17 protein-coding genes are annotated in these 18245 nt (G+C 69.2%); 4 read left to right on the plus strand and 13 right to left on the minus strand.

The genetic code is table 11. The features are described from left to right. The first annotated feature begins 4 nt into the window (after nucleotides 1–4). Nucleotides 5–508 carry a LacI family DNA-binding transcriptional regulator gene (locus ACZ5BU_RS29055; RefSeq protein ID WP_465703619.1) on the plus strand — a complete coding sequence of 168 codons (504 nt, stop codon included), beginning with the start codon at nucleotides 5–7 and terminating at the stop codon, nucleotides 506–508. Here ACZ5BU_RS29055 and ACZ5BU_RS29060 read toward each other — a convergent pair. After that, complete coding sequence (locus ACZ5BU_RS29060; RefSeq protein ID WP_465703620.1) at nucleotides 492–1553, minus strand: LacI family DNA-binding transcriptional regulator; 1062 nt, start codon at nucleotides 1551–1553, stop codon at nucleotides 492–494. The two genes, ACZ5BU_RS29055 and ACZ5BU_RS29060, sit on opposite strands and share 17 nt — an antisense overlap. Continuing rightward, nucleotides 1546–2610, minus strand: a complete 1065-nt coding sequence (locus ACZ5BU_RS29065; RefSeq protein WP_465703621.1) for a LacI family DNA-binding transcriptional regulator — start codon at nucleotides 2608–2610, stop codon at nucleotides 1546–1548. Before ACZ5BU_RS29065 ends, ACZ5BU_RS29060 begins: the two co-directional genes overlap by 8 nt. Nucleotides 2611–2687: 77 nt before the next feature. Here ACZ5BU_RS29065 and ACZ5BU_RS29070 point away from each other — a divergent pair, with 77 nt between their 5' ends. Further along, the gene (locus ACZ5BU_RS29070) at nucleotides 2688–3458 is read left to right on the plus strand and encodes an alpha/beta fold hydrolase (protein WP_465703622.1); all 771 of its coding nucleotides are present in this window, start codon (nucleotides 2688–2690) and stop codon (nucleotides 3456–3458) included. Here ACZ5BU_RS29070 and ACZ5BU_RS29075 read toward each other — a convergent pair. The 4 genes from ACZ5BU_RS29075 to ACZ5BU_RS29090 form a co-directional block, all read right to left on the minus strand. Beyond that, nucleotides 3439–4062 carry an NADPH-dependent F420 reductase gene (locus tag ACZ5BU_RS29075; protein ID WP_465703623.1) on the minus strand — a complete coding sequence of 208 codons (624 nt, stop codon included), beginning with the start codon at nucleotides 4060–4062 and terminating at the stop codon, nucleotides 3439–3441. The two genes, ACZ5BU_RS29070 and ACZ5BU_RS29075, sit on opposite strands and share 20 nt — an antisense overlap. 39 nt (nucleotides 4063–4101) lie before the next feature. Beyond that, the gene (locus ACZ5BU_RS29080; RefSeq protein WP_465703624.1) at nucleotides 4102–4836 is read right to left on the minus strand and encodes an SDR family NAD(P)-dependent oxidoreductase; all 735 of its coding nucleotides are present in this window, start codon (nucleotides 4834–4836) and stop codon (nucleotides 4102–4104) included. A gap of 28 nt (nucleotides 4837–4864) precedes the next feature. Beyond that, nucleotides 4865–5800, minus strand: a complete 936-nt coding sequence (locus tag ACZ5BU_RS29085; RefSeq protein WP_465703625.1) for an SDR family oxidoreductase — start codon at nucleotides 5798–5800, stop codon at nucleotides 4865–4867. A gap of 61 nt (nucleotides 5801–5861) precedes the next feature. Further along, entirely contained in the window at nucleotides 5862–6482 is a 621-nt protein-coding gene (locus ACZ5BU_RS29090) for an NADPH-dependent F420 reductase (protein WP_465703626.1), read from the minus strand. Nucleotides 6483–6550: 68 nt separating this feature from the next. Between ACZ5BU_RS29090 and ACZ5BU_RS29095 the strand changes: the two genes are divergently transcribed. Next, the gene (locus tag ACZ5BU_RS29095; RefSeq protein ID WP_465703627.1) at nucleotides 6551–7510 is read left to right on the plus strand and encodes a LysR family transcriptional regulator; all 960 of its coding nucleotides are present in this window, start codon (nucleotides 6551–6553) and stop codon (nucleotides 7508–7510) included. 113 nt (nucleotides 7511–7623) lie between these two features. Continuing rightward, nucleotides 7624–10932: an alginate lyase family protein gene (locus ACZ5BU_RS29100; protein ID WP_465703628.1), complete on the plus strand. Its 3309-nt coding sequence runs from the start codon at nucleotides 7624–7626 to the stop codon at nucleotides 10930–10932. A gap of 40 nt (nucleotides 10933–10972) precedes the next feature. Here ACZ5BU_RS29100 and ACZ5BU_RS29105 read toward each other — a convergent pair whose 3' ends face one another. The 7 genes from ACZ5BU_RS29105 to ACZ5BU_RS29135 all read right to left on the minus strand — a co-directional run bounded on the left by ACZ5BU_RS29105 (nucleotide 10973) and on the right by ACZ5BU_RS29135 (nucleotide 18180). Beyond that, nucleotides 10973–12169 carry an alginate lyase family protein gene (locus ACZ5BU_RS29105; RefSeq protein ID WP_465703629.1) on the minus strand — a complete coding sequence of 399 codons (1197 nt, stop codon included), beginning with the start codon at nucleotides 12167–12169 and terminating at the stop codon, nucleotides 10973–10975. Nucleotides 12170–12262: 93 nt separating this feature from the next. Next, entirely contained in the window at nucleotides 12263–12940 is a 678-nt protein-coding gene (locus tag ACZ5BU_RS29110) for a response regulator transcription factor (RefSeq protein WP_465703630.1), read from the minus strand. Between the two features lie 39 nt (nucleotides 12941–12979). Then, entirely contained in the window at nucleotides 12980–14356 is a 1377-nt protein-coding gene (locus ACZ5BU_RS29115) for a sensor histidine kinase (RefSeq protein ID WP_465703631.1), read from the minus strand. A gap of 75 nt (nucleotides 14357–14431) precedes the next feature. After that, nucleotides 14432–15097 carry a response regulator gene (locus tag ACZ5BU_RS29120; protein ID WP_465703632.1) on the minus strand — a complete coding sequence of 222 codons (666 nt, stop codon included), beginning with the start codon at nucleotides 15095–15097 and terminating at the stop codon, nucleotides 14432–14434. Next, nucleotides 15094–16383 (minus strand): sensor histidine kinase, encoded by a 1290-nt coding sequence (locus tag ACZ5BU_RS29125; protein WP_465703633.1) that lies wholly within the window; start codon nucleotides 16381–16383, stop codon nucleotides 15094–15096. The genes ACZ5BU_RS29120 and ACZ5BU_RS29125 overlap by 4 nt, the downstream gene beginning before the upstream one ends. A 52-nt stretch (nucleotides 16384–16435) precedes the next feature. Beyond that, nucleotides 16436–17269, minus strand: coding sequence for a hypothetical protein (locus ACZ5BU_RS29130; protein ID WP_465703634.1), 834 nt, complete (start codon nucleotides 17267–17269; stop codon nucleotides 16436–16438). Beyond that, nucleotides 17266–18180: an ABC transporter ATP-binding protein gene (locus ACZ5BU_RS29135; protein ID WP_465703635.1), complete on the minus strand. Its 915-nt coding sequence runs from the start codon at nucleotides 18178–18180 to the stop codon at nucleotides 17266–17268. The genes ACZ5BU_RS29130 and ACZ5BU_RS29135 overlap by 4 nt, the downstream gene beginning before the upstream one ends. Between the last annotated feature and the right edge of the window lie 65 nt (nucleotides 18181–18245).

Below are 18245 nucleotides of genomic sequence, written 5' to 3' on the forward strand. Positions count from 1 at the left end.
CCCGATGTCCGCCCCACGGAGGAAGCTGGCGGTGGTCGCGCGCGAGGCCGGGGTGTCGATCTCGACGGTGTCGAAGGTCCTGCGCGCGTACCCCGACGTCGCACCGGCGACCCGGACGCGGGTCCGTGAGGTCCTGCGTCGCGCCGGGTATCCGGTGGACCGCGATCGTCGCGAGGAGTCCGCGCTCGTCGACGTGGTCGTCGCCAGTCAGAGCAGCGGCTGGGCCGGCAACGTACTGGCCGGCCTGGCCGATGCCGCGCGCGAGCCAGGTTTGGCGCTGGTCGTGACGACGGTCGACGGGGCAGAGCCGGTGCCCCGGCTCTGGCTGGAACGGCTGTTCGCCCGCGGTACGCGCGGTGTGGTCGGCCTCGACGTGGAGTTCACGCAGACTCAGTTGGCGTACCTCGCCGCGTACGAGATTCCGTGTGTGGCAATGGATTCCGGGGCATCGGGTCCAGAGGCGTTGGCGGCCGTCCTGGACGGTCGGTACCTCAGCCGAGCCGGCTGACCGAGCTTCGCACCACGACGTGGGTCGTGAAGAGCCGGTGGTCTCCGGTCCAGCCGGGCTGCTGGTGGGCCGAGTCCAGCGCGATCTTCGCTGCTGTCCGCCCGAGTTCCTCGTAGGGAACGTGCACGGTGGTCAGCCGCGGGCGGAGGTCCTGCGCGAGTTCGACGTCGTCGTACCCGACGACCGAGAGGTCCTCGGGTACGGTGAGGCCGAACTCGGCGGCAGCGGCGTACACGCCCGCGGCGACCACGTCGGTGGCCGCGAACACGGCGGTGAAGTCCTGCCCGGCGACCAGTCGGCTCTTGGTGAGCTGGTAGCCGGACGCGCGCGTGAACACGCCGTGCTCCACGAGGGTGTCGTCATCCGGTACGCCGTAGTCGTGCAAGGCTCGGTGATGACCGGACAGCCGCTGGACGCTGGTGCTCTGCCGTTCGGGACCGGCCAGGAACAGGATCCGCCGGTGGCCTTGCGACAACAGGTGGCTCGTCATCGCGTACGCGCCCTGTTCGTTGTCGTACTCGATGACGGCCGTCGGTACGTCGTCGCCGAGCGAGGGGCGTCCGCACAGCACGAGCAGCGAACCGGAGGCGTGCAGCGATCGGGCCAGCTCGGTCATCCGCGCGCGGTTCTCCGCCGATTCGTTGGTGACGCCACCGATCAGGATGACGGCGCCGGCGCGTTGCTCCCGCATCAGCTGGACGAGGGCGAGCTCGCGCGCCGCCTCGCCCTGGCTGGTCCCGATCAGGCTGAGCCAGCCGCGCCGGGACGCCTCCTGCTCGACGCCGTGCGCCGCGTCCGCGAACGACTGCCCGCGGACGTCGGCGAGGATGAACGCGATCGTCTTCGACTGCACGCCGGCCAGCGCGCGGGCGTGCGTGTTGGCGGCGTAGTTGAGCTCGCGGATCGACCGCATGACGCGCTGGTTCGCGGAGCGGGAGACGGGGTAGTTGCCCGCCAGTACGCGGGAGACGGTGGCGGGCGAAACCCCTGCGTGCGCGGCGACATCGGCCAGCGTGGGGGAGTTCGTGGTCTTGCGTCTAGCCATGGTGCTCCCTGGGCGGGGCGGTCGAGTCCCGGATCACCACGTGCGTTCCGAGCAGCAGATGCTGGTCCAGCGCGTACTCGTCGCGGTGCAGCGCGAGCCGGACGGCGGCGCGGCCGAGCTCCTCGTGCGGGATGTGGACCGTGGTCAGCGCCGGGCTGAGATCGGCGCTGAGCGGGATGTCGTCGTACCCGGCGACCGAGATGTCCGCCGGGACCCGGAGCCCGGCCTCGCGGAGGGCAGCGAGTACTCCGCTGGCGACCATGTCGGTGATGCCGATGATCGCGGTCATGCCGGTGTCTCGTTGCAACAACGCCTTTGTCTGCTGGTATCCGGACTCGCGGTCGAAGTTGCCGCCGACAACGAGCTCGGTGTCGACAGCCAGGCCGTGCGCGCGGTGCGCCCGGGTGAAGCCGTCGAAGCGCGCGCTGGTCGTGGTGTGCTCGGGCTCGGCCGCCCCGACGAACGCGATCCGGCGATGGCCGAGCGAGATCAGGTAGTTGGTCACGGCGAACGCGCCGCCCTCGTTGTCGTACTCGACGACTGTCGCGGGAGCGTCCGGGCCGATCGGTGGGCGGCCGCAGAGCACCAGGCGCGATCCGACCCGCTCCAGGGATCGCGCGATCTGGGCCATCCGTTCGAGGTGTTCGGGCGTACGCAGACCGCCGCCGACCAGCACCACCGCCTCAGCCTGCTGTTCGCGCATCAGCTCGATCAGCTCGAGTTCGCGGTCGGCGTCGCCGTGGTGCGTGCAGACGAGACAGACCCTGCCCTCGGCGGTGGCCTGCTGCTCGACGCCTTGCCCGATGTACGCGAACAGCGGACCGACCAGGTCCCGTACGACGAACGCGACAGTCCGGGTCGAGCCGCCGACCAGGGCCCGCGCCTGGGCGTTGATGACGAAGTCGAGGTCCTGTACGGCGCGCAGTACTCGGTTGCGGGTCGACGCGCTGACCGGATAGTTGCCGGCGAGCACCCGCGACACCGTCGTGGCGCTGACCCCCGCGGCGGCCGCGACATCCTTGACCGTGGGGCGGCCCTGAACGCTGACTCTGGGCACGCGGCGGCTCCTGTCGAAATTTTCTGGCCTCGCGCGGCCATGACAGCACGTAGAAAACGTTAACTATGCTGCCATCCATGACCGCGAATGTCGAAGCCGGCGTTCCGCTCCGGCTGGACGACACCGGCACTGGAGAGCCGCTGCTGCTGGTGCACGGTTGGGGTGGCGACGCCGGCGCCTGGAGCGGCATCGACTTCGCACAGCGCCGGATCATCACGGTCGACCTGCGGGGCCACGGGCGTTCGCCGGTACTGCGGACCGGGTACCGCCCGGCCGACTACGCCCAGGACCTCGTAGCGCTGGTCGAACGGCTGGACATCGGTCCCGTGATCGCGGTCGGCCACTCGATGGGTGGGCAGATCGTCGCCGAGCTCGCCCTCGAACGGCCGGACCTGGTCGCGGCCGTCGTCGCCGTCGATCCGGCGTACGGCGCGGACGAGACCGAGGCAGCGACGTTCGCGGACCGCCTCGCCGGGCTGCGGAAGGACGGCGCGGCCGCGGCCGTCCGCCAACTCGGGCTGCCGGCCGGAGCGATCCGCGACCAGCTGCTCAGGACCCCGGGACACGTTCTCGCCGAGAGCTACGCCGGCATGTACACCGACCCCGGCGCCTTCGGAGCACGTCCAGCAGCCGCGGCCCGCCTGGCCGGACTGACCCGCCCACTCCTGTGCCTCCGCCCGGTCCCGTCCATGGCCGAATGGGACATCAGCCTGTCGCTCCCGTACGGCTCCCGAATCGTCCTCTGGAACGGCTGCGGCCATTTCCTCCACCACGAACGCCCCCGCGAGTTCGTCGACCTGGTGGAGAGTTGGCTGGCGTCGCTCGCGCTCAGCCGGAGAACTCGTTGACGCCGAGGGCGAAGTTCCAGTGGCCGACGCCGTTGCCGGCGAGGCTCACCGTGAGTACGCCTGCGCCTTCCAGCCAGTGCGCCATTTTCAGGCCGCCGACGTCCAGTGGGCGCAGCCCGAGACTCTTGATGAATGCCGCCACGTCCGCCTTGGCCTGTGCGTCGTCGCCCGCGATGAAGACGTCGGGTCGGCCCTTCTCCAGGACGTTACGGAAGATGGTGTTGAACGCCTTCACCACGCCGACGCCGGCTGGGGCCACCTTGGCGACTTCCTGGGCGATCGAGGTCTCCTCGCTGTGGGCCAGTCCGTCGAACGTCGCGTTGAACGGGTTGCTGATGTCGACGATGACCTTGCCCGCGAGTGCGTCTCCGTACTCGCGGACGACCGGGACGACGCCGTCGTACAACAGGGCCATGATGACGATGTCCCCGGCCGGGACGGTGCCCCATTTGCCCGTCGTCGCGCCGTCGCCCAGAGCCTTGGCCAGGTCAGCGGCCTTGGACTGATCGCGTCCCATGACCTCGACGGTGTTGCCGCCCGCCACCGCGAGCGTGCCGATGGTACGAGCCATGTTCCCGGTACCGATGAGGGTGATGCTGCTCATGAGGTGAGCTCTCTTCCTGTTCTCGAGGTGTCGCTTTGTTCAGAGGGCGGTGGTGCCGCCGTCGGCAACCAGTTCCAGGCCGTTGACGTAACTGGAGTCGTCGGAGGCGAGGAACAGCGCGACGGTGGCGATCTCCTCGGGGCGGCCCATCGTTCCCCGCGGGATCAGAGATTCGAAGGCGGCCCTGGTTGCCTGGTCGAACAGTTCTTCCTGTTTGGCGGTGGCGACCTGGCCGGGGGTCAGGACGTTCACCCGGATCTTGCGGTCCTTCAGCTCGTTGAGCCACACGCGGGCCCAGGCCTGTTGCACGGCCTTGCTTCCGGCGTAGAGGCTCCAGCCGGGGAAGGCCCCGAGAGAGGCGTTCGAGCCGGTCATCAGGACCGAGGCGCCGTCGCTGAGCAGCGGCAGGGCCTTCTGTACGGTGAACAGGGTCCCGCGGGCGTTGAGCCAGAAGGCGCGGTTGAACTGTTCCTCGGTGATCTCGCCGAGGACGGCGGGTTCGCCCATTCCGGCGCTGGCCCACAGCACGTCGATCGAGCCCTTCTCCCGCTTGACCGTGTCGTACAAGCGGTCGAGGTCGGCCAGGTCGGCCGCGTCGCCCTGGACGGCGGTCACGTTCCGGCCGATCAGCTTGACGGCGTCGTCCAGCGCGTCCTGTCGCCGGGCCTGGATGAAGACGTGCGCGCCCTCTTCCACGAACAGCTTCGCGCCGGCCAGCGCCAGGCCGGTCGATCCGCCGGTGATCACCGCTACCTTGCCGGTGAGTTTTCCCACGATCTCTCCTTGATTTGATAGGTATTTCTCAGCCGGCGGGGAAGTAGTGGCCGTTGTCCAGATCGGCGAGCAGGCCCGGTTGAACGGGTTCCCAGCCGAGGGTCTGGCGAGTGATGAGGTTGGACGCCGGGTAGCTCTGCGTGACGATGTTGGCGAGGAACCCGAAGTACCCCGGCACCATCAGTTCGTCAGCGGGGATGCTCACGACCGGCAGGCCGAGCCGGCTGCCGATGGCCTCGGCGATTTCGCGGAGCGGGATGCCCCCGTCGCCGACCGCGTGCCAGTAGCTGCCTGCGGGGCCCTTCTCCAGCGCCAGGCGGAAGAGGGAAGCGACGTCGCGGGCGTGCACGGCGTTCCACTGGTTGGCGCCGTCCCCGGGGTAGCCGACGACGCCCTTCGCTTTCGCGAGCGCGATCAGCTGCTGGAGGAAGCCGACCTGGTCGGTCGTGCTGTGCGCGATGTTGGCGATCCGAACGATCGACGAACGCACACGTCGGTCGGCCAGGCCGATGACGGTGGTCTCCACGATGTTGCGGACCCGCAGGGTGCCCGTGTGCTCGTCGCTGCCGGGCAGGGCCGGGTCCTGCTCGGTGGCCGGTCGGCCCAGACTTCCGGAAGATCCAATGCTGCCCGCCGCGACCAGCGGCTTGCCGGTGCCCGCGAGCGCTTCGCCGTAGGCGAGCATGATCGGGACCTCGGCGGCGGCGACAGCATCGATTCCGCCGGTGGGGAGCAGGTCTTGCCTGTGGGCGAGGTGGATGACGCCCTCGGAGTCCGCGGCTGCCTCCTTGAGCCCGTCGAGATCCTCGAGATCCCCGTGACGCACCTTTGCGCCGAGCGCCGACAGCGCCGTCGCCGACGCGTCCGAGCGGGCGAGGCCGGTGACCTCGTGCCCGGCGGCGATGAGCTCGGGGATGATGTAGGAACCGAGATGACCGGTCCCACCGGTAACAAGAACTCGCACAAACGTGTCCTTACGAGAGTGGTTGAAAGGCGTGACGCGAGAGGTGGTGAGTACGGCGTACTCAGTCCGCGATGGTGAGGCCGAGGCTGATGTTGAATCCGGCGCCGTGCTTTGCCAGCCCCATCAGCAGCGGACCGACCGCCTCCAGCCACCGCGCCGCCGCCAGCTCGCCGGCATCCAGCGGGCGCAGACCGAGGCTCTCGATGAAGGTCGACACGCGTTTCTTGGCGTCCGCGTCGTCGCCCGCGATGAGCACGTCCAGCCGGCCACCCTGGGCCAGAACGTGGCCGAAGACGGTGTTGAACGCCTTCACGACGTACGCGCTCGCCGGAGCGGTCTTGGCGATTTCCTGCGCACCGGAGGTGCCGGCCGGGGTGACGACATCGGTGGCGTCGGCGTTGAAGGTGTTGGAGATGTCGACAACGACCTTGCCGGCCAGCGCGTCCCCGAACTGGGCGAGGACCTGCGCGGCACTGGCATAAGGCACCGCGGAGATCACGATGTCACCCGCCGGGGTGGCGCCGAATGTTCCGGCGGTCACGTTGCCACCGAGCTCGGCGGCCAGGCTGTCGGCCTTGGCTGCGTCGCGGCCGATGACCTCGACGGTGTTGCCGCCCGCGACCGCGCGGGTGGCGATGGCGCGGGCCATGCCGCCGAGACCGATGATGCTGATGGTGCTCATATGAGGTGCTGCTTTCTGGAGTTGGAAGTTCGGCGTTCGACCTCCATGGTTGTCACCGGTCCGAGCCGATGTCCAAGACCTCTTTCAGCCGCGGCGATACCCTGGTGGCATTGCCGGACCTGGGAGACCTGATGGATCTCGACCTGCGCAAGCTGCGCTATTTCATGGCGGTCGCCGAAACGCTGCACTTCGGCCGAGCCGCCGAACAGCTGCACATCGCGCAGCCGGTGCTGAGCCGGCAGATCCGCGCGCTCGAACAGGATCTCGGCACCGCGCTGTTCACCAGGGACAGCCACGGGGTGGTGCTGACCGACGCCGGCACGCAGTTGCTGACCGACGCCGCCCCGTTGCTTGCCTCCACCGACGCGGTCCGCCGCCGAGTGACTGCGGCCGCGCGGGGCAACCGGCGGATCATGGTCGGCTTCCGGGCAGGCATTCCGGTGGCCCCAGCGATACAGCAGTTTGCCGTCCGGCACCCGGATGTGCCGGTCGACGTGCAACGCATCGAAGCCGACGAGCAAGCCGCGATGCTGCTCGACGGCCGCATCGACATCGGCTACGTACGGCTGCCCATCGACGAGGCCGGCCTGCGGGTCGTACCGCTCTACACCGAGCCGCGGGTCGCGGTCCTGCCCGCCGGCCATCGGCTGGCCGGCAAGGAAGAACTCACCGAGGCCGACCTGGCCGGTGAGCCGCTGCTCTGGCACGCCGACGCGAGCACGCAGCCCACCAGGCGCCAGCACCACAACGCCGGATACCTGGTTCGGGGCGTGGACGAAACGCTCGAGCACGTCGCCTCCGGCCGGGGCATCTCGTTCCTGGCGCGATCGGCGACCGTCTTCTACACGCATCCGGAGGTCGCGTACGTGCCCGTCCCGGACCTGGCGCCGGACCAGGTGTGCCTCGCCGTGCCGGCATCACGTCTGTCACCTGTGGTCGACGACTTCTTCACTGCGGCTCAGGCGGCGGCCGAGATCACGGCCGAATGCGGCAACTACGAAATGTGGCAGCGCTCGATGCACCGCTAGAACTGCGGTAGCGAAAGTTTCAGTCCGGGCAGGGCACCGGCGACCCGTTGACCGGGTGTGCGTCGATCTCATTACCTTGGCCGCTCAAGCAGCGGTTCCGAGGAGGAGTGCAGATGGCCGAGTCCGATATCGCCTCGTTGTCGACGATGAGCCGCCGTACGTTGCTCGCCGGTGCAGGTGGAGTGGTGCTCGCAGCGCAGCTCGGATCTGTGGCCCGGGCAACCAGCAGTTCTGCGGACTTCAGACATCCCGGGCTGCTGCACGACGTCGACGACCTGCGGCGGATGCGGGAGTGTGTGGCGAACCGGATCAGCCCTGTGTACGAAGGGTTTCTGGCGATGGCGGCCAGCAACAGGTCGTCGTACGACTATGTGGTCGGCAACGTCGGCCAGATCACCTCGTGGGGGCGTGGTCCGGCGAACTACATGAACGAGGCGGTCAGCGACTCCGGCGCCGCGTACCAGAACGCGCTGATGTGGTCGGCGACCGGGGATGTGCGGTACGCCGACAAGACGCGCGACATTCTCGACGCCTGGTCGGCCAGCCTGACCGCGATCACCGGTGCGGACGGTCAGCTCGGGGCCGGCCTGCAGGTGTTCAAGTTCGTCAACGCCGCCGAGATACTGCGGTACGGCGGGTACGACGGTTGGGCGCCGGACGCGATCCGTCGTTGTGAGGAGTCGTTCCGCAAGGTCTGGTACCCGGCGATTTCCAGCAACGCACTGTTTGCCAACGGCAACTGGGACCTCGCGGCCCTGCAGGCGATCCTGGCGATTGCTGTGTTCTGCGACGACCGGGTGATGCTCGAGAACGCGGTACGGTACGCCGTCGCCGGTGCGGGCAACGGCCGGATCGAGCACATCGTCGTGTCCGCGACCGGACAGGGGCAGGAGAGCGGCCGCTCGCAGTCCTATGCCCAGCTGGCGATCGGGCTGCTGGCAAACTGTGCCGCGGTGGCGTGGAACCAAGGCATCGACCTGTTCGGTCACCTGGACAACCGGATCCTGCAAGGGTTCGAGTACACGGCTCGCTACAACCTCGGCGACGACACGGTGCCGTTCACCGCGGACCTCGACCGGACCGGGAAGTACATCAAGAAGGTGATCTCGACCATCAACCGTGGGTCGTTCCAACCGATCTACGAGCTTGCGTACGCGCATTACGTCAGCCGGCGCGGGCTCCAGGCACCGAACGTCGAACGCGTGCTGTTCCGTGGTGGCACGCGCTTCATCGAGGGGACGAGCGACGACCATCCCGCGTGGGGCACCTTCACGCAGGCGCGGGAAGCCGCTGCTGCAAGTGTGCCGACGGCACCGCCTGGTACGCCGAGCGGCCTGACGGCACGGACGACCAACACCGGTGCCGCGCTGACGTGGGCGGCGTCGGTCGAGCCGCACAGTGGCGAGGCCGCGAGCAGCTACACGATCCTCAGGGCGACCGACCGGACAACCTTCACGGTCGTTGCCGAGGGCATCCGATCGACGTCGTGGATCGACTCCTTCCGCAGCACGGCGACGTACAAGGTGCAGGCGGTGAACGCGATCGGCGCGAGCCTCGAGTCGTTGCCCGTGACCGTGGCGCGGCTGGATCCTTGGGTCGGCGTTGACATCGGCCACGTGGTCGTACCGGGTGCGACGAGCTTCGACGGGGAGACGTTCACGATCGAGGCGGGTGGTTCGGACATCGGCGGAGCCCAGGACAGTTTCCGGTTCGTGTACGTGCCGTTGCGCGGTGACGGTGTCCTCACGGCGCGGGTCGTGCATCCGGTGAGTTCGCAGTACTCGACCGTCGGGGTGATGATGCGCCAGAGCCTGTCGGCGTCGTCGGCGCATGCGTCGATGCTGATCAAGGGTCTGCCGTTGCACACCTGGAGCGGTGTCTGGACTGTGCGGTCCGGCGGCGAGACCACCGCGACCGGCAGTACCGTCGTACCACCGGCTCAGCAGGAAAGCATCACGATCAACGCGGGCTTCCCGATCTCCGATCTCGGGACGCTCCCGCAGTCGGCGACGCCGTTGCCGCCACCGTACGTCGAGGCCGCGAGCGACGGGTACCGGCTGCGGCGGCCGTACTGGGTCCGGCTGATTCGCAACGGTGACGTCCTGACCGGGCTGATCTCACCGGACGGCAGCACCTGGACCGAGGTCGGCTCGTCGCGGGTCCACCTCGGCCGCGACGTGTACGCCGGTCTCGCGGTCTGCTCGGCCCTCGGCGTCGACCAGCCGTACGCCGAGACGACCACAGCAGCCTTCGACAACGTCACCGTCGAGAACGGGGCCGCTCTCGGTTGGGTCGGCGGGCGACCGGGAGTGCCGCTCGGTGGGTTGCGGGCTGGTAGCGACCCGAGTGCGATCGAGCTGGCGTGGTCCGAGCTGGACGTGTCGGCGACGTACACCGTCAAACGGCGGGACGCCGGCGGGTCGTACCGGGTGATCGCGACCGGCGTGCAACCGATCGGGTTCGGTGTGGAGACCAGGTACCGGGACGTCACGGCGGTACCGGGGCGGAGCTACGACTACGTGGTCGCGAAGACGAATACCGCGGGAACCGGACCCGACTCACCGAGCCTGAGCCTGACGATGCCGACGCCGGCCGTGCCGACCATCACGAGCGCCGCGACCGCGTTCGCCAATACCGGTGTGGACTTCCGGTTCCGGGTTGCCGCTAGCAACGATCCGGTCAGCTTCGTGGTGACCGGCTTGCCGGACGGGCTCGCCCTCGATCGGAAGACCGGCATCATCAGCGGTACGCCGCGCCGAACCGGGACGGCGGTGCTACACGTCTCCGCCCGCAACGCTGCCGGGACCGCGACGGCCGAGGTGACGCTGACGACAGGCACCCCACCGCCGGCGCCGTGGCGGTACGCCGACATCGGCGACTACGTGCTGGACGAGCGGCAACTGGGAAGCTTCAGCGCCGTCGCGATCCGGACGCCCGGCATCACCAGCTACGACGGCCGTTTCGTCGTCCGCGGCGCCGGCTCGGACCTGAACGTGATCGGCCAGGGGATGACCGTCCAGTACGCCTATCTGCCCGTGACGGGCGATGCGACGCTCACCGCCCGGGTCGTCAGTGGCGCGGGCCGCGTCGGGATGCTGATGACCAAGTCGCTGTCGCCGTTCGACCAGCTCTCCGGCGCGGTTCTCAGCAACGGTACGCCCCAGTTCGTACAGCGACTGCGCGTCGCGACCAGCCTCGTGACCACGGCCGGTACCGGTACGCCGAGCTGGCTGCGCATCCGGCGTACCGGAACCACGTTCGCCGCGGAGACATCCAGCGACGGCGAAACCTGGACCGCGCTCGGCGTACCGGGCGAGATCTCGTCCTTCGGATCTGCGCAGTACTACGCAGGCCTGGCGGTCGTCTCGGGCGACCCCTTCGCCCTGAGCACAGCAGTCTTCGACAACGTGTCCTTGGCCTGAACAAACCTGTGGCCCGGCCGGGGCCGGGCCACAGGTCGTGCTACTTGGCGTAGGCGAGCGTTCCGAAGCCGGTCTGGTCGAAGCCGCCGCTGGTGGAGCCGTAGTCGCCGCCTCCACCCTCAGGCCGGACCTGCGCGGCCATCGCGGAGATGTACGGCACGGAGAGGTACTTCCGCCGGGTGTAGTGGAAGTGCAGGATCTCCCACACCGGCCGCAGCTGGCCGCGGCTGGCACTGGAGATCACAGTCTGCTCCTGGTACGCGCAGTTCTGCCCAGTTCCCCAGGTGTATTTCGTGAACGGCACGTCCTCACCCAGGTTGTACTTCGCGACGTACTGCGCGGCCTTCATGAAGCGGTTGTTGTCGTAGCCGTACAGGTCGTCGCCCTGGTTCCACGCCATCTCGCAGAACGCGCCCATCTGGCCCATGCCCATCATCGTGTGGCCCTGGTCGCGGCCCGACTCCTGCCACTGCGCCAACCCCAGGTCGTCGTACACGAACGGAACCGCGTGCGCGATCGAGCCGTTGCCGGCGCCGTGCTTGAAGTAGTTGACGGCCTGGTCGTACTTCGCGCCGTCGTCGCAGAGGATGCCGATGGCAAGGATCGAGTTCATGTTGCACAGATCCCAGTTGGCCCAGTAGTTCGTGATGCAGGCGTCGTTGTGGTTGGTCAGGAACGAGTTGTTCATCGGGTAGAAGACGTTCAGCATCATGGTCTTGAACCGGGCGAGGTCGAAGCCCGGGTAGCCGCGCATCAGCTCGGCGACGTTCGCGAACTGGTATCCGTAGATGCCGGCCGCCAGGAACCGGTCTGCGTTTCCGGTCACCGTGGTCAGAGTTGCCGACCAGGCGTTGAGGATGTTGCGGGCGCAGTCGCCATGTGCGGTTGTGCCCTGGATGTTCCAGCGCAGCGCGTTCTGGTACGCGGCGTGGATGTCGTTGTAGAGGATGCCGTAGTTCTCGCCGGTGCCGCCGCGGATGACGGTGGCCTGCGGGTTCGGCTGCCAGGTCGACTGGGCGTGCCCGTTCGCGACCAGCCGGTTCCAGCCGGCCAGCCACGGGTCGTTGCCAGCGGCAACGCGGACCTTGGCCCGGTTGAGGTCACCCCAGTTGTGCAGCGCTCCGGGATGGGTGAAGGTGGCCGGCGCGGCGTCCGCGCGTGGGCCGAGTGCGGCGACTCCGGCCGCGGCAGCAGCCATGGCTCCGGTGCTCTTCAGCAGGGTGCGTCGATCGATCATCAGGCTCCTCGAAGTGGGCGGCGGGGCCCTGAAACCTTCTCCGCGGGCGCTGGGCCGATCAATAGCAAACGCTTGCCACGAAAATTTCGGTGGTCAGCCGCCGTCGGGGTCGAGGCGGTAGCCCATCCCGCGCAGCGTCTGGATGGCGTTGCGTTCGAAGGGCGCGTCGAGTTTGCGGCGCAGGTAGCGGATGTACACCTCGACGACGTTCGGGTCGCCCTCGAAGGCCGGGTCCCAGACGTTGTCCAGGATCTCGGTCTTGCTGACGGTCTCGCCGCGGTGCCGCATCAGGAACTCGAGCAGCCCGTACTCGCGGCGGGTCAGTACGACCTCCTGGCCGGCGCGTTCGACCCGGCGGCGGACCGGGTCGAGGTGCAGGTCGCCGGCGGTCATCACCACCGGGCGTTCCGGTGCGCCGCGCCGGATCAGCGCGCGCAGCCGGGCGACCAGGATGATGAAGCTGAACGGCTTGGTCAGGTAGTCGTCGGCGCCGAGGTCGAAGGCGTCGGTCTGGTCGTAGTCGCCGTCCTTCGCGGTCAGCATCAGTACGGGCGCCCAGACGCCGCGTTCGCGGATCTGCTCGAGCACCTTGTACCCGTTCAGCTTCGGCAACATGATGTCGAGCACGATCACGTCGTACGGGTTCTCGGTCGCGGCCCAGACGGCGTCCTCGCCGTTGTGGACCACCTCGACCACGAACCCGTCCTCGGTCAGCCCGTGCCGAACCGTCTCGGCCAGGGGGACCTCGTCCTCGACTATCAGCACCCTCATCTACCTAGTGTGGTGCCAGGACGCTGAGAGCAACCTGAGTCACTGCCCCGGGAGCGGCAACGTGACCGTGGCGACGGTTCCCTGGGACGCGGCAGGCGTCAGTGTGACGGTGCCGTGATGGGCCTTGACGATCTCCTGGACGATCGACAGGCCGAGGCCGGAGCCGCCGCTGGCCCGGGCGCGGCTGGTGTCCAGGCGGACGAACCGCTCGAAGACCCGTTGCCGATCCGCCGCGGGGATCCCGTCGCCATCGTCCTCGACCGTGAGCACCGCGACACCGTCCCGCTCGGTCGCGGCGAGCCGGACCGTGCTGTGCGCGGCGGTTGCGGCGTTCTCGACCAGGTTGCGGATCAGTTGACTGAGCCGCAGCCGATCCCCGACGACCCGGACCGGCGCTATGTCGGACAGCACCTTCAGCCGGTCGTCCGCCCGCAGACGCAGGACCTCGGTCTCCAGCAGGTCGTCCAGGTCGACGTCCGCGCGGTGCATCGGGAGGACGGCGTCGTCGGCCTTCGCGAGCAGCAACAGGTTCTCGACCAAGCGCCGCATCCGCTCAGCCTCGCCCGTCATCAACTGGTGCAGCCCTTGCCACGTCTCCCCGCGTGCGGACGGCTCGATCACGTCCAATCCGGCCGACACCGTTGCCAGTGGCGACCGCAGTTCGTGGCTGGCGTCGGCGACGAACCTGCGCTGGTTCGCCTGGCCGGCCTGCAACCGGTCCAGCATCTCGTTCATGGTGGACGCGAGCCGGGCGATCTCGTCGTCGGTCTGCGGTACCGGTACCCGCTCGGTCAGGTCGGTCGACTCGATTCCGCGCACCCGCATCCGGATCCGCTCGACCGGCCGCAGCGCCTGCCCGTTCAGCATCCAGCTCGCCAGCCCGACCACGACCAGCAAGGCGGGGAACCCGACCATCAAGTACTCCGTGACCGTGGCGACCGTCGCCCGCTGCGTCTCCACCGACGCGGCGACGACGGCCGTGTACGTCGTACCGCCGTACTCGATGCCACGGGCAACGATCAGGTAGTCGTGATCGTCGTCCAGCAACGGCATCTCGCCGACCTCGGCGCGTTGCACCGCCCCCGGAGCGGGCCGCAGGTAGGTGAGTGGAACCGACTCGGCCCGGGCCGACGACGCCGCGACGACCCGCCCGGTGTTGTCCAGTACCTGCACGATCTGACTCGAGCGAGTCGTCTTCGCGAGGTAGCTGCCGAGGTTGCCGGTACCTTCCCCGCCGACCTGCGCGGCGACATCCGCCACCCGTCCGTCGGCGGCGTCGGACGCACTGGTGATCAGGGCGCGTTGCAGGAGCAGCAGCAGTACGGCGGCGCCGAGGGCCATGGCAGCGGCGACGACCACGACCGCGGCGGCGGTGGACCTGCTGCGGACGCTGGCACGGCGGAGTCGGGAGATCACCGGCAAGTGGAGCGCTCCTTCTCGGATCGTGTGTCTGCCAGTGTCGTGGACAACGCCTGAGCGGCGCCTGAGTGCTCAGGGGGAATTCGGCGAGGCGAGGCCGATGTCGTAGGCGAAGATCACTGCCTGGACGCGGTCGCGGGCGCCGATCTTGGCGAGGACGCGGCCGACGTGGGTCTTCACCGTCGACTCGGACAGATGCAGCCGGGCGGCGATCTCCGGGTTGGTCCATCCGTGCGCGATCGCGGCCAGGATCTCGCGCTCGCGGTCGGTCAGCCCGCGGAGCTTGCCGTCGTCGTCCGTACGGGTCCCGCGTGGAACCTGGAGCGCATAGGTGTCGAGCAGCCGCCGGGTCAGGGCCGGCGCGATGATCGCGTCCCCGGCCGCGACCGCGCGGATGCCGCCGAGCAGTTCCTCCGGCCGCGCGTCCTTCAGCAGGAAACCGCTCGCCCCGGCCCGCAGCGCGGCGTGCGCATACTCGTCCAGGTCGAACGTGGTGAGCACCAGGATCCGCGAGCGATCGCCGCTGGCAACGATCTGGCGGGTCGCCTCGATCCCGTCCATCCCGGGCATCCGGATGTCCATCAGCACCACGTCCGGGCGCAGCTCGGCGGTCCGCCGGACCGCCTCCGAACCGCTGCCGGCCTCACCGGCGACCTGGGTCTCCGGCACGGACTCGAGCAGGATCCGCAGCCCGAGGCGCTGCAGCGGCTGGTCGTCGACGATCAGCACGGTCGTCATGAGGTCCTCGGCGTGAGATCGAGTTCGGTCTGCACCCGCCAGCCGCCCGTCCGGGTCGGCCCGGTCCGGACGACACCGCCGTACAGCGCGGCTCGTTCCCGCATACCGATCAGGCCCTGGCCCGCTTCCGGGGAGGTGACGGGCGGTACGCCGAGCGGCCCGGTGTCCTCGACCTGGATCCGGAGTTGCTGGTGCACGACCTCGAGCGACACCTGCGCCTCCGTCTCCGGCCCGGCATGCTTGAGGGCGTTCGTAAGCGCCTCCTGGACGATCCGGTACGCGGCCAGCTGGAGACCGCGATCGGCCGGGAACTCGCCCGCGGTCCGGTAGGTGACCCGCGGGCCCGCGGCCCGGATCCGCTCGCACAGCGCCTCGACGTCCACGATCCCCGGCTGCGGGCTGAGCTCGGGTACGGCGGGCTCGTCGCGCAGGGCACCGAGCGTACGGCGAAGGTCGTTGAGCGCGTCCCGCCCGGTCTCGCCGATCAGCTCGAGCGCCTGGACGGTCCGTTCGGGGTTGACCCGGGCGGCGTACGCACCGCCGTCGGCGAGCCGGATGATCACCGACAGGTTGTGCCCCAGGATGTCGTGCATCTCGCGGGCCACCCGGGTACGTTCGCCCGCGACCGCGAGCAGTGCGCGCTGGTCACGCTCGATCTCCAGCCGCGCGGCGCGGTCCCGCAACCCGGCGAGCTGTGAGCGGCGGATCCGGACCACGAGGCCGAGCGCGATCGCGGCGGTCATCGCACTGACCAGGAAGAACGCGACCTCGGCCACGGCCGCGACGGCCGAGATCCGCACGATGGCGAGGGTGAAGACCGCGAGAGTGATCGCGCACGCCCAGAGCAACCGGCGCAGCGAGCTGTGCAACGTCAGGCTGTAGAGCGCGATCAGCAGAGCGACGTCCGCTCGGAGGAACACCAGCAACGACCACTGGACGGTGAAGGCTGCCGCCGTCAGCACGAAGGCGGTCATCGGCGCCCGCCGCCTGACGAACAGCGGGAGCACGAGGCCCGCCTGCAACGCGATCAGGCCCCAGAGCGGGAGGCTGGTGAACACGCCGGCCAGCTCACGAGGATCGGGGCCGCGGACAAGGTCAGGTACGCAGAACAGCAGGATGGCGACGAGGACCACGAGCGTGTCGAGGACCCACGGGCGTGCGCGGTCCGCGCGGCGGAGCCGCCGGGCGACCTGGCTGAGGCGGACCACCCAGGGGTGGCGCCACAGCGGATCGGGGTCGCCCGGCGGGATCGCCGGCGGTACGTGCCCGCCCGTCGCCGTCGTCACCACTCCATTGTGACCGTCGATGTCCATGACGACAGCCGTTCTCAGCTCCGGCTCAGGCGTCGCTGCGGGACAACCGCCAGGCAGCACCGGCCAGAGCGAGCGCTGTCCAGGCTGCGAACACGAGGAGCCCGGATCCGGCCGACAGGGTGTGAGGTGCGTGGTGCAGCGAGTACATCGACTCGCCCGCGTTGCTCGGCAGGTACTGCTCGATCGAGTTGCGCCACGACTTCGGGAGCAGCGAGACGAGCCCCGGGACGATCATCAGGGCGCCGACCAGCGTTGAGATCGCCCCGGCAACGGACCTCAGCAGCGCACCGAGCGCGACTCCGATGACGCCGATCAGTCCGAGGTAGACGGTCGCGCCGAGCAGGCTCCGGACGACGCCGCCGGTCGAGATCGTCATCGCGGCCGGCGTGTTGTGCACGATCCCGCTGTCGACGAGGAAGGTCACGAACGTTCCGACCAGTGCGACGAGCAGCGCGACCACGCCGTACACCGTTGCCTTCGACCACAACACCGGCAGCCGCCGCGGGACGGAGGCGAGGGTGGAGCGGATCGAACCGGTCGAGTACTCGCCCGCGGTGACGAGGACACCGAGTACGCCGAGCGCGAGCTGCGACAGCGGGATGCCGAACAACGACAGGCTCAGGCCCGTCGCGCCGGCGAAGTCCGGGTCCAGCTGCCGGCCGGAGGTGATGCCGGAGTGGTACCGGAGCGCCGCGATGATGCCGAAGGCAACCAAGAAGAGCAGGCCGAGCCCGAGCGTGATCCACGTCGACCGGAGCGACCACAGTTTCGTCGCCTCGGATCGCAGTACGTGCGAACCGGTCACCTTGTACGCCGGCCGCGCGGCCGGCGGCGCCTTCTCGACAGTCGTGGCGGTCATGCTGCGAGCTCCTTGCCGTGGTAGACGACCTCGTCGCGGGTGAGGTCCATGAACGCCTGCTCCAGCGAAACCTTCACGGTCGTCAGCTCGTACAGCGCGATCCCGTGCTCGGCCGCCGTCGTTCCGATCTGCCGTGCCGGCAGGCCGGTGATCTCCAGCTCCTCGGAATCCGTACCGACGATCTGTACGCCAGGCCCGGCGAGTACGTCCCGCAACCGCGCGGGGTCCGCGGTCGCCACGTGTACGGCGTCACCGCCCGCCTGGCGGACCAGCTCGTCGACCGTCGTGTCCGCGAGCAGCCGGCCGCGGCCGACGATGATCAGCCGGTCGGCGACCAGCGCCATCTCGCTCATCAGATGGGAGGAGACGAACACCGTGCGACCCTCCGCCGCGAGCTGCGTCAGCAGGTTCCGGATCCACAGCACGCCTTCGGGGTCCAGGCCGTTGACCGGCTCGTCGAGCATCACCGTCGCCGGGTCGCCGAGCAGCGCGCCGGCGATCCCGAGCCGCTGGCCCATGCCGAGCGAGAACTGACCGGCCCGCTTCCTCGCGACCGACTGCAGACCGGTCAGCTCGATCACCTCGTCGACCCGGCGGCGCGGGATACCGTGCGTCTGCGCCTGGGCGAGCAGGTGGTTGAAGGCCGATCGCCCCGGATGTACGGACTTCGCCTCGAGCAGCGCGCCGACCTCCTGCAGCGGCGACGGATGCTCCCGGTAGTGCTTGCCGTTCACGGTCACCGACCCACTGGTGGGTGCGTCCAGGCCGAGGATCATCCGCATCGTCGTGGACTTCCCGGCGCCGTTCGGCCCGAGGAACCCGGTGACCGCGCCCGGCCGGACGGTGAACTCCAGCCCGTCGACCGCGGTCGTCTCGCCGTACCGCTTCGTCAGCTGTCTCGCATCGATCATGCAGCCAACCTAGGAAGACCAGGCCGCCGGAACCGTAGTACCGGGGCCTGATCTTCTCCAGCGCC

It is taken from the genome of Kribbella sp. NPDC031520 (genome assembly GCF_055580825.1).